This is a genomic window from Muriicola sp., from assembly GCF_049669965.1.
GTDB lineage: Bacteria > Bacteroidota > Bacteroidia > Flavobacteriales > Flavobacteriaceae > Muriicola.
Genome location: NZ_JBATLB010000156.1, coordinates 1 through 11,447, shown reverse-complemented (window position 1 = coordinate 11,447; position 11,447 = coordinate 1). Strand labels below are relative to the sequence as shown.

Sequence of the window (11,447 nt, the reverse complement as noted above, 5' to 3'; positions counted from 1 at the left end):
CCCCAATATTCTCGTTGGTTCCTCCGGGGATAAAATCCTCGTAGGTAGCTCCGTCCGGTAAATATTTTTGCAGGGAAGTAAATAAGATCCCCAGGATCTCATCATCCACTTCGGTGCCTTGCACATCCACTTTGTATTTAGTGGTGACCATGATCTGGTTGGCATCCCCAAAGGTCTTAGCACTGGCGCTTCCCAAAGTTGCAGTTAGATCGTTAGTGATCTCCGCAGGGCTGACAGGGTCTACAAAGCGTATCTGGTAATTCCTTCCCCCTACAAAATCTACCCCCTGGTCTAAGCCGCGAGTTGATAAAGAGGTTACTCCAAATATGATAACGACCGCAGAAATGACATAAGCGATCTTTCGCTTTTTCAGGAAGTCGATATTCACATTGTTGAACAGGTTCTTGGTAATAAAAGTAGAGAAGGTAAGCGATCTTCCTTTTCCTGAAATATACCAGTCAACCAAAAGTCTTGTAATAAATATCGCGGTAAACAGCGAGGTAAGAATACCTATGATCAAGGTAGTCGCAAATCCTTTAATAGGTCCGGATCCAAATACGAGTAAGATCATGGCGGTTAGGCCCGTTGTGATGTTCGCATCCAGGATAGAGGACAAGGCATTGTTAAAACCATCATTGATGGCCTGTCCTTTCCCTTTGCCTTTTTGTACTTCTTCTTTGATCCTTTCAAAAATCAGTACGTTGGCATCTACAGACATCCCTATGGTTAATACGATACCTGCAATACCCGGCAGGGTAAGCACAGCCCCTAAACTAGCCAGCACTCCAAAGATCAATACAATGTTAAAACTCAAGGCTATATCCGAAAATATACCTGCTTTTCCATAGTAGAAGATCATCCATATCAATACGAAGACCATAGCGATGATAAAAGAGGTAAACCCGCTGTCTATGGCCTCCTGACCAAGAGAAGGTCCTACCACAAAGGAATCGATAATATCCGCAGAGGCCGGTAATTTTCCTGCCCTGAGAACATTGGCAATATCCTTGGTCTCATTTACGGTAAAGGTTCCTGAAATCTCTGAACTACCTCCGGAAATACCCCCTACCTGAGAAACCCCGGGTGCGGTATATACCTTATTATCAAGCACGATAGCAATTCCTGTGTTGTTTAGGTTTGCTTCGCTGGTCAGTTTTTCCCATTCTTTGGCACCACGTACGTTCATGTCCATACCTACAGACGGCCTGTTGAACTGGTCGAACTGATCTCTGGCATCGCTCACTACATCTCCACTGATCCGTGGTGAATTATCTCTGTTAGACTTTAAAGCAAATAGACCAGCTACCTCCGAATCCTGAGAAGGGCGTTCCCATAGGAATTTAGTGAACTGTACTTCTGCAGGCAGTAATCTGCGAATTTCGGGCATCCTTAACCAGGTTCCAATCTCGGCGGTATCCTTTATCGCGGCAATACCAATGGCATACCCCGGTCCGTTCAGCTGTAATTTTTCAAATAGTGGATTTCTCTCTGCCGTAAGGTCCAGAGAATCCTGAGCCACATCGGATAATAAAGAATCTATTTCCGAAGCTTCTTTAACTTCCTCTTCGGGATTAGCTTCAACCATGGTCTTTAATCGGTCGTTGGCCTGAATAAAGAAATTAATTAGGCTTTGGTTACCGGGTTCGTAGGTCTCCCAGAATTCGAGTTGTGCAGTACTGGAAAGCAGATCTTGAGCTCTGGCAATATCTCTCGCTCCCGGCAATTCTACCAGGATACGCCCTGAGGTACCTTCCCTTTGAATGTTGGGTTGTGTAACGCCAAATCCGTCAATACGTTCGCGCAGCACTTCAAAAGCCGACACTATAGATTCGTCTATTTTCCTTCGGATGATAGGTTTTACCTGATCATCTGTCATTTGAAAATTGATCTCATCACTTAAGCCTTTGTTGGCAAAAATATCCGGGGCTGCGAGTTTTGTATCCCCTTTGATATTGTCAAAAGCATCAAAGAAAAGATCGATGTAGGTATCATCACTGTCTTTGGAGGCCGCGTCTGCATCGGCAAGTGCCTTATTGAAGACAGGGTTTTTTGTGTTATCTGCAAGACCTTTTAGGATATCCTTTACCGAGATCTGAAGGGTTACATTGATCCCTCCTTTAAGGTCTAATCCCTTGTTGAGTTCTTTCTTTTTGGCGTCTTTGTAAGTCGTGAAGCCAAGAACCGTATTGTCCCCAATGGAATCTAAATAGCTGGCTTCCATAGCCTCGCGTTCTGCGACGTAATTGTCAACGGTAGACGGGATCTTTGCGGTAGCATATGTCTCTGCTTCGCCTTCAACCTTGCTGGTTATGAAGGTGTAAGAGAGTTGATAAATACTCACAAGCCCGAACAAGAAAGCAAAAAGCTTAATCAGTCCTTTATTCTGCATCTGTGTTTTGAATTAATTGATGGTATCCGTAAATAGCGTGCAAATATATCATTTCCAGCAGGAACTGACAATTTATTTATGCGATTTATGGCGCAATAGATACCATTGATTAAGAGGGAAGTATATAGCTGTAACGCTCCAAAAAAAAAGGCGCTCCCGAGAGAACGCCTTGTAGATTAAAACAATTTTGATCCCTAGACCTGCAATAAATTGTTTGTATTTCTTACCCCTTCGGCACTCTCTTGCATTTTAGCTTTCTCCGCATTATCGAGGTCAATTTTCACAATTTTTTCGATCCCATTTCTCCCCAGGATTACGGGTACACCTATGCAGATGTCTTTCAAATCGTATTCTCCGTCTAAGAAAGTTGAGCAGGGAAATAGTTTTTTCTGATCACAGGCAATTGCTTGTACCAATCCGGAAACAGCAGCTCCGGGAGCATACCAGGCGCTAGTACCTAATAGTTTTGTCAGAGTGGCTCCTCCAACCTTGGTGTCTTCAACTACTTGGGCCAATCTGTCTGAGGACATGAATTCTGAAACCTTCACACTATTTCTGGTGGCATGTCTTGCAAGCGGCACCATTCCTGTATCGCTGTGCCCGCCAATGACCATTCCATCAACGTCCGATATAGGAGCACCTAAGGCTTCTGCCAATCGGTATTTAAATCGGGCACTGTCTAATGCACCTCCCATCCCGATGATACGGTTTTTAGGCAAGCCGGTGATCTTGTGGACCAGATAGGTCATGGTATCCATAGGATTGCTCACTACTATGAGTATTACATTTGGTGAATGTTTTATAAGACTGGTGGCCACCGTTTTTACGATCCCTGCATTGATCCCGATGAGCTCTTCCCTGGTCATACCCGGTTTTCTGGGTATCCCTGAAGTGATCACAGCAATATCACTATTGGCTGTTTTAGAATAATCTCCTGTGGTTCCTGTGATCTTTGTATCAAATCCATTCAAGGAGGCTGTCTGCATGAGATCCATTGCCTTACCTTCCGCATACCCTTCTTTAATATCTAACAAGACCACTTCGGAAGCAAAGTCCTTAATGGCGATGTATTCTGCACAACTAGCCCCAACGGCACCAGCACCCACAACTGTAATTTTCATATTTCTGCTTTTTATAGTGTATATAACTACCCGGAACGGCGAATTTAATCGACCAGCAATTACGGGCCTTTTTTTGTGTTTATCCCTTGTATTTAGGGCGCTTCAAAAATAGGGATTTTTAACATAATTCCCGGGAAGAGTGGATGGAATATTTTACTGAAATTATCCCAGGCAGTCTAATTTTTGTAACATTCCTGTAAAGAATTGTTGACGTTCATCGAATAAAACACATTTTAGAGTGTCGTTTGTCGATAAATGGCAATAGATAGGAATATAGGCTCGTTAGGAATTTAACATAGATCCCAAATCTAAAAAACCTACGTAGTGAAAAAGCTAGTATCCCTTATGGCCATCATCGCCATTATCCTGGCGAGTAACTGTTCCAGAATCCCGGAAAACAATGATCCTATCATAGGTATCTGGGCAAAAACGGCTATCAGTAACAACTCAGAGACAGGACGACAGAACAACAGACAAGAATGGATCTTTAATGATGTCTTTTTAGGCAGATTTCATTCCTATAGTGGCAATACACTAGATGTAAAGACAGATTTTAGCTGGTCAGTAGCTGACGGAGTGTATACCATTTCCTATCCAGGCACAGATATGCCGAACGATAGAGTAAGTTTAAAACAATCTGAAGAAGGTAAGATCCTGGAAGATCCCCAGGGTAATATCCTTGCACACAGAGAATAATATTTCCCCTGCTTTTTTCCTAATAATTGCAAAACAGCCTTACAATGGAAGGCTGTTTTTAGTTTTATTGGTTGTTTGGTTATTTTTCTTATCTGAACCCAAAGCTAAGACCCAAAGACAGGTTGTTAAATTCGGCAATAGTATAATCTGCATGCAGACGGAAAAAGCCTAATTTAAGTTTGGTACCGATGTTTGCGGTTACGCCGCTGGCATCTTTGGTTAAGGTAAAAGGATCTACATAAGTGTTTTGAAAAGGACCCGACTGCACGGTATACGTTCCTAAGATGGCCGTTTCTGATTTTCCTGTCATATAGCCTAAACTCCCATAGAAATTTATAATAGGTAACTTGGTAGACACCACGGCCTGAAATACCCAGGTATTGATCTTGGCATCTATACTTTGGTCAGAACCTGCAATGATATTAGTATCCGTAAAATCATAGGTTCCATTTATATGCGTGTATCCGATCACTCCAGAGATGGCCACCGGTAGGATCTTATCTGCGGGCAGGTGTTTGGTAAATTCGTGTTGTATACCTATACCGTATAAGCCAATAGATACCTCATCTGTCTTTATCTTTGGAAGGAAACGGGCTTTTAGCTCAGTTCCTTTGATCAGGCCTACACTCCCCTGCAAATAACCGGAAGGAATAAAGTTTATATTTTCTGAGGCAAGTCCGGAGGGAAGATCAAATTCTTCTCTGGAGGTAATTCCGGGCGCAATCTCTGCCTCTACAAATACCCTCACCCCCTCTATATCCCCTAATGCCGAGGACACCGTTTTTGAAGGACTGCCATCTACAAACTGCAGATTTTGGTAATCGGCCGTGTTCAGAACAAAGGTCTTTTTGTCTTCTTTGTTCTTAAAACCGGTAATGTTTCCAATTATAGAGATTTCGAACCCCCCTAGAGGTTTGGCATCTCCGGTATTGAACCAGGATCCTGAAATGCTGTAGATAGCACCTTCAGAAACCGGAGCAAGATAGTCATTCATAAAGGTCTCTGCATCCTCAACACCGGCTGCAAACAGATCATTGGCATTCGATTGTGCCTGCATAGTGAAGACACAAAGCATCATCATAGCAAAAAGTAGATTTTTCATATCGTTTAAATTTTGCTTAAAACTAAAAAACTCGCACCGGGGGTGCGAGTTTTTGTTGTGTAATGGCCTTTTTTATGCATCAATGTTCGCATAGACCGCATTTTTCTCAATAAACTCTCTTCGCGGCGGAACCTCATCACCCATAAGCATGGAGAAAATCCTATCCGTTTCCGAAGCGTTGTCTATGGTTACCTGCCTTAGTGTTCTGTACCCGGGATTCATGGTAGTGTCCCATAATTGCTCCGCATTCATCTCACCTAAACCTTTGTAACGCTGAATGCTTACGCCTCCTTTAAATGTTTCGGCAATCGCATCGCGTTCTTTATCATTCCATGCATAGCTCTTTTTGCTTCCTTTTTTTACAAGATATAAGGGTGGGGTTGCAATATATACATGGCCAGCTTCTATCAATTCACGCATATAGCGGAAGAAAAAAGTTAGGATCAGGGTTTCAATATGGCTGCCATCTACGTCGGCATCACACATAATGATCACTTTGTGATAGCGCAATTTTTCTAAGTTGAGTGCCTTGCTGTCTTCCTCTGTTCCTATGGTAACCCCCAGGGCGGTATAGATGTTCTTGATCTCCTCATTTTCAAAGACCTTGTGTTGCATGGCCTTCTCCACATTCAGGATCTTACCCCTTAATGGCAAAATTGCCTGAAAATTCCTGTCCCTTCCTTGTTTGGCCGTTCCACCTGCCGAATCTCCCTCTACCAGGAATACTTCGCATAAGGATGGATCTTGTTCGGAACAATCAGAGAGTTTTCCGGGAAGTCCACCACCACTCATCACATTCTTCCGTTGTACCATTTCACGGGCTTTGGTAGCCGCGTGCCTTGCCTGAGCTGCCAGGATCACTTTTTGCACAATGATCTTTGCATCATCCGGATGTTCTTCCAGGTAGTTGGTAAGCATTTCCGAGACTGCCTGACTAACCGCTGAGGATACCTCCCTGTTCGCTAATTTTGTTTTTGTCTGCCCCTCAAATTGAGGTTCAGCAACTTTTACAGATACAATGGCGGTAAGTCCTTCCCTGAAATCATCTCCCTGAATCTCAAATTTCAATTTATCGAGCATGCCGGAAGCATCGGCGTATTTCTTCAGGGTAGTGGTTAATCCCCTTCTGAAGCCGGAAAGGTGAGTACCTCCTTCGTGCGTATTAATATTATTAACATACGAATGCAGGTTCTCTGTATACCCTGTGTTGTATACCATGGCCACTTCTACAGGAATATCATTCTTTTCACCTTCCATGGCGATGATATTCTGAATAAGGGCTATTCTGTTTCCATCCAGGAATTTTATAAACTCCTTTAAACCTTCTTCGGAATGAAAGACATCAGAAATAAATTCTCCGTCTTTGTCCTTTTCCCTGCGATCTGTGATCGTTATGGTGATCCCCTTATTAAGGTACGCCAATTCGCGCATCCTGTTTGACAGGGTTTCGTAACTGAATTCTATGGTTTGACTAAAGATCTGCACATCCGGATGAAAAGTCACAAGGGTACCTCTTTCTGTGGTAGTACCCACACTTTTTACCGGATACATGGCCTTTCCGCGTTCGTATTCCTGTTCCCAGACTTTTCCATCCCTGTAGACCGTAGCCTTTAGGGTATTAGAAAGTGCATTTACCACAGAAACACCTACCCCGTGCAGCCCTCCGGATACTTTGTAGGAATCTTTATCAAATTTTCCCCCGGCACCGATCTTGGTCATTACTACCTGAAGCGCAGAAACACCCTCTTTTTTGTGTAGGTCCACGGGTATACCCCGCCCGTTGTCTTTTACAGAAACCGAATTATCCTCATTGATGATCACACTAATGGTATCACAATGACCGCCCATGGCCTCATCGATGGAGTTATCTACTACCTCATATACCAGGTGGTGCAATCCTCTAACCCCAATATCCCCAATATACATGGAAGGACGCATCCTTACATGCTCAATTCCTTCAAGGGCCTGAATACTATCAGCCGAATAATTATTCTTCTTTTTATCTTCGCTCATATAACCAATTAAGTTGTTCTCGTTGATATTTTTGATCGAAATACCCTCTACTTCAGCTACGCACAAAAAACCATCTAAAAGATTAAAAATCAGATAGGTTTATCTTCCTTATAACCCTGCGGATAGCCCTGTAAAAAGTAATCCTACAAATATAAGCAATAGCCCATGAAATATAGGGATTGGAGTATATCTTAGTCTTGAAGTTATGAACAATTTAACAACAATTCTAGCTGGTTTTCATAGATTCCGGGTTTTTCTGAAATTCCATGACATTTGTTAGCTTTTATGCAGGCAATCCAGTCTAATTTTACACTTGAATAATAACAAACCCATTATTATGGCCGATTCCAGAGCTGTATCCTTAAAATTTATGTCTCATTTCCAAAAGGTAGTAGACATTCAGAGCAGAATAATATACTTTTTACTAAGTCTTATTTTTGCTTTTGCAGTGACCTATTTTATTAACGAACCAGGACTGGACAAGGCTCAGATCTATGTTTTATTTCTATTATTCTTAGCGATTAGCCTGTGGGTTACAGAGGCCATACCGCCATTTGCGGTTGGACTAATGATCTTCGGGTTTCTTATTTTCTCTATGAATAGCTACTATTCGGAAATAGACCCCGATAACGTAAGACAACATTATATTGGCTATGTCAATTCCTGGTCTAGCAGTGTTATTTGGCTAATGTTGGGCGGATTTTTTATTGCGGAGGCCATGAGCAAGACCAGTCTGGACAAAACTATTTTTAAGCTTTCCATTACCAAATTTGGCACCGCACCAAAAAAAATACTTCTGGGACTCATGCTCACCACTGCACTTTTTTCAATGGTGATGTCTAATACTGCAACTACGGCCATGATGATAGCATCTGTGCTTCCTTTCTTAAATACCATGGAAAAGAATGCACCAATGTCTAAAGCCATCCTGATAGGGATCGCTGGTGCCGCTGCCATTGGGGGTATGGGCACAATAATTGGGTCGCCTCCCAATGCCATTGCTGTTGAAGCCTTGAACAGCCACGGTATTAAAATCGGTTTTCTGGAGTGGATGATGATCGGTTTTCCTATGGCCATACTCTTAACTGTTTTGTTTTGGTATCTATTGACCAAAAAATACATCCCGAGAACAAAAAGTTTGAACATCACCTTCGAGAAGGAAGAACCAAATACGGATCCGGAAACCTTTAAGTTTGAACTCATTAAAAAGAGAATAGTGCTCGCTGTACTCGGATTAACTCTGTTGCTGTGGCTTACAGAAAAATTGCACGGTATCCCCGCCTCGGTGGTTTCCTTGATACCCATAATCCTGTTAACGATGTCCGGAGTGGTCAATGGGGATGATGTTCGAAAGCTACCATGGGATACGCTGATGCTCGTAGCAGGTGGTCTTGCCTTGGGTCTTGCCATCAAAGAAACAGGATTAGCAGATTTCTATGTGGAAAAGATCAAAGGTTTTGAGCTAAACTTTTATGTGTTGGTGTTTTTATTTGCTTTTCTCACCGTTATCCTATCCAATATAATGAGCAATACGGCAACTGCTACTGTACTCATACCCATAGGGATAGTGCTTACTTTTAATAATCCGGTTGTTCTGCCTTTGGTGATAGGATTCTGTGCCTCCATGGCGCTGTTTTTACCCATCTCAACACCCCCCAACGCAATCGCTTACAGTACGGGTAAATTGGAACAAAGGGATTTTAGGTTTGGCGGACTGATTTTAGGTGTCCTCGGACCCATTTTAATTACCGTAATAGTTTTACTAACCTATATGTCTTTTATATAAACAGATAGGCAAAATCGTAAAGAAGCACCCATATGGGTGCTTCCTGCTGACAAATTCAAAAACCCAATCAATCCTGAAATTGGTGTTATTTTACATAGGCATCTGTATGCACCATGGCAACAGCCCTGCCCGAAGGATCGTTCATATTTTTAAATGCCTCATCCCATTCTAAGGCGATTTGTGTACTACACGCCACTGAAGCCTCCTGTGGGACACAAAGTGCCGCGGCGTCTGAAGGAAAATGCGATTCAAAAATAGACCGGTAATAGAATTCCTCTTTAGACCCCGGTGTTTGAATAGGAAAGCGAAACTTTGCATTGGCTAGTTGCTCATCACTAACTTCCTGGTTAACCATTTCCTTAAGGGTATCTATCCAACTATACCCTACCCCATCCGAAAACTGTTCCTTTTGTCTCCAGACAACACTCTCGGGCAAATAGGATTCAAAGGCCTTGCGCACCACCCATTTTTCCATCCGCTCCCCGTTGATCATCTTATCCTGAGGGTTGATCCTCATGGCAACATCCATGAATTCCTTGTCCAGAAATGGTACCCTGCCTTCAATTCCCCATGCCGCCAGGGATTTATTGGCCCGCAGGCAATCGTACATATGCAGTTTTTTAAGTTTACGGACCGTTTCTTCATGAAACTCTTTCGCATTGGGCGCCTTGTGGAAATACAGATATCCTCCAAATAACTCATCTGCCCCTTCACCGGAAAGCACCATTTTTATACCCATCGATTTAATGACCCTCGCCATTAAATACATAGGGGTAGAAGCCCTGATCGTGGTAATATCATAGGTTTCCAGGTTGTAGATCACATCCTTTATAGCATCGAGCCCTTCCTGAATAGTAAATTTTATCTCATGGTGCACCGTACCAATATGTGCCGCCACTTTTTTAGCCGCGGCAAGATCCGGAGACCCCTCCAGGCCTACTGAGAATGAGTGCAGCTGCGGCCACCAGGCTTCTGATGTATCATCAGATTCTATTCGCTTCTGGGAATATTTTTTGGCGATCGCCGAAGTTACCGATGAATCCAGTCCACCGGAAAGTAATACTCCGTAAGGAACATCCGACATTAGCTGACGGTGTACCGCTGCCTCCAGGGCATCTCGGATAGCCTCTATACTTGTCTCATTGTCTTTTACCGCCTCATACTCCATCCAGTCTCGCGTATACCACTGTTTTAAAACTCCATCCTTACTTTCCAGGTAATGCCCCGGAGGGAATAGTTCAATTTTAGTACAGGTACCTTCCAGGGCCTTAAGTTCAGACGCCACATAGAAGGTGCCATTCTTATCCCAGCCCATATATAAAGGAATGATCCCCATATGATCTCTGGCCACAAAATAGCTGTCCTTTTCAGTATCATAGATAGCAAATCCGAATATTCCGTTTAACTCATCCAGAAACGCAGCTCCTTTTTTCTGATACAAAGCAAGGATCACCTCACAATCGGATTCGGTCTTAAAATGATAGGTGTCACTAAATTGTTTTCTTAGTTCCCGGTGGTTGTAGATCTCACCATTGGCTGCCAGGATCAATTTCCCATCTTCACTTATCAAGGGTTGTTTCCCCGATGCCGGATCCACGATAGCCAAACGCTCATGGGCTAAAATCGCTTTCTCATTCGAATAGATCCCACTCCAGTCCGGACCTCTATGCCGCACTTTTTTGGCCATTTCCAACAACTGGGGCCTTAATACCTCCGTACTTTCCTTTACATCAAAGGCACACACAATTCCACACATGCTCAGTTTCTATTTTAGTTAACAGGGACAAAGATGATCAATCGATATTAATTAGAAAACATATTTATTGTTTTTGATTTCTTATTGATAGCTAAATAGTATTAACTGTTATAATATGTAATCTTTTAGTTCTTTTTTTTAAATCCAGTCCACAAACTGTAAGAATTCTAAATTTTAACGACTCTTTATAAGAATTGAAAGCCGATAGCGCTTAGATTTGACAAACTTAAAATCGAACTTTATGAAAAATGTACTTACCCTAACACTCATGGTATGCGCCATGGTTTTTACAAGCAACTCATTTGCACAGGAATTTAGCGGGATGGATAAAAGCCCTATGGACATGGCTTCTTATCCGTCAGATTACAAGAATTCTGATAAAGCCGTTCGCGTAATTTACAGCAGACCTCAACTCAAAGGTCGTTCAATGGAAGAATTAGCTCCTGCCGGAAAGGTTTGGAGAACCGGTGCCAACGAGGCTGCGGAGATTACCTTTTTTAAAGGCGCCACCATTGGCGGGCAAAAAATTGATGCTGGCACGTATGCCCTTTTCACTATTCCCGGAGCAGACGGATGGACAGTAA

General features: G+C 42.8%; 8 protein-coding genes. 3 read left to right on the top strand and 5 right to left on the bottom strand.

Features of this window, described 5'->3' with window-relative positions; genetic code table 11:
* Both secDF and mdh read right to left on the bottom strand, forming a co-directional pair.
* A partial coding sequence (gene secDF, locus WBM49_RS08385; RefSeq protein ID WP_424371604.1) for a protein translocase subunit SecDF occupies window positions 1-2,389 on the bottom strand: 2,389 nt, incomplete at its 3' end.
* A 194-nt stretch (window positions 2,390-2,583) separates the two neighbouring features.
* Entirely contained in the window at window positions 2,584-3,510 is a 927-nt protein-coding gene (gene mdh, locus WBM49_RS08380; protein ID WP_424371603.1) for a malate dehydrogenase, read from the bottom strand.
* A gap of 324 nt (window positions 3,511-3,834) precedes the next feature.
* Here mdh and WBM49_RS08375 point away from each other — a divergent pair, with 324 nt between their 5' ends.
* On the top strand, window positions 3,835-4,206 hold the full coding sequence (locus WBM49_RS08375) for a hypothetical protein (protein WP_424371602.1): 372 nt from the start codon (window positions 3,835-3,837) through the stop codon (window positions 4,204-4,206).
* A gap of 88 nt (window positions 4,207-4,294) precedes the next feature.
* Here WBM49_RS08375 and WBM49_RS08370 read toward each other — a convergent pair whose 3' ends face one another.
* Window positions 4,295-5,308, bottom strand: a complete 1,014-nt coding sequence (locus WBM49_RS08370) for a DUF6588 family protein (RefSeq protein WP_424371601.1) — start codon at window positions 5,306-5,308, stop codon at window positions 4,295-4,297.
* A gap of 72 nt (window positions 5,309-5,380) precedes the next feature.
* Window positions 5,381-7,321 carry a DNA topoisomerase (ATP-hydrolyzing) subunit B gene (gene gyrB, locus WBM49_RS08365; protein ID WP_424371600.1) on the bottom strand — a complete coding sequence of 647 codons (1,941 nt, stop codon included), beginning with the start codon at window positions 7,319-7,321 and terminating at the stop codon, window positions 5,381-5,383.
* A gap of 337 nt (window positions 7,322-7,658) precedes the next feature.
* Between gyrB and WBM49_RS08360 the strand changes: the two genes are divergently transcribed.
* Entirely contained in the window at window positions 7,659-9,107 is a 1,449-nt protein-coding gene (locus WBM49_RS08360) for an SLC13 family permease (protein ID WP_424371599.1), read from the top strand.
* Window positions 9,108-9,192: 85 nt separating this feature from the next.
* Here the strand turns inward: WBM49_RS08360 and asnB are convergent, their stop codons facing one another.
* Window positions 9,193-10,863, bottom strand: a complete 1,671-nt coding sequence (gene asnB, locus WBM49_RS08355) for an asparagine synthase B (RefSeq protein ID WP_424371598.1) — start codon at window positions 10,861-10,863, stop codon at window positions 9,193-9,195.
* Window positions 10,864-11,104: 241 nt separating this feature from the next.
* Between asnB and WBM49_RS08350 the strand changes: the two genes are divergently transcribed.
* On the top strand, window positions 11,105-11,447 hold a 343-nt coding region (locus tag WBM49_RS08350), incomplete at its 3' end, for a DUF2911 domain-containing protein (protein ID WP_424371597.1).

Bases quoted from the DNA above. Each gene is read 5' to 3' on its own strand.
- gyrB (WP_424371600.1), bottom strand. From the start codon at position 7,321: ATGAGCGAAGATAAAAAGAAGAATAATTATTCGGCTGATAGTATTCAG.
- WBM49_RS08360 (WP_424371599.1), top strand. From the start codon at position 7,659: ATGGCCGATTCCAGAGCTGTATCCTTAAAATTTATGTCTCATTTCCAA.
- WBM49_RS08370 (WP_424371601.1), bottom strand. From the start codon at position 5,308: ATGAAAAATCTACTTTTTGCTATGATGATGCTTTGTGTCTTCACTATG.
- asnB (WP_424371598.1), bottom strand. From the start codon at position 10,863: ATGTGTGGAATTGTGTGTGCCTTTGATGTAAAGGAAAGTACGGAGGTA.
- mdh (WP_424371603.1), bottom strand. From the start codon at position 3,510: ATGAAAATTACAGTTGTGGGTGCTGGTGCCGTTGGGGCTAGTTGTGCA.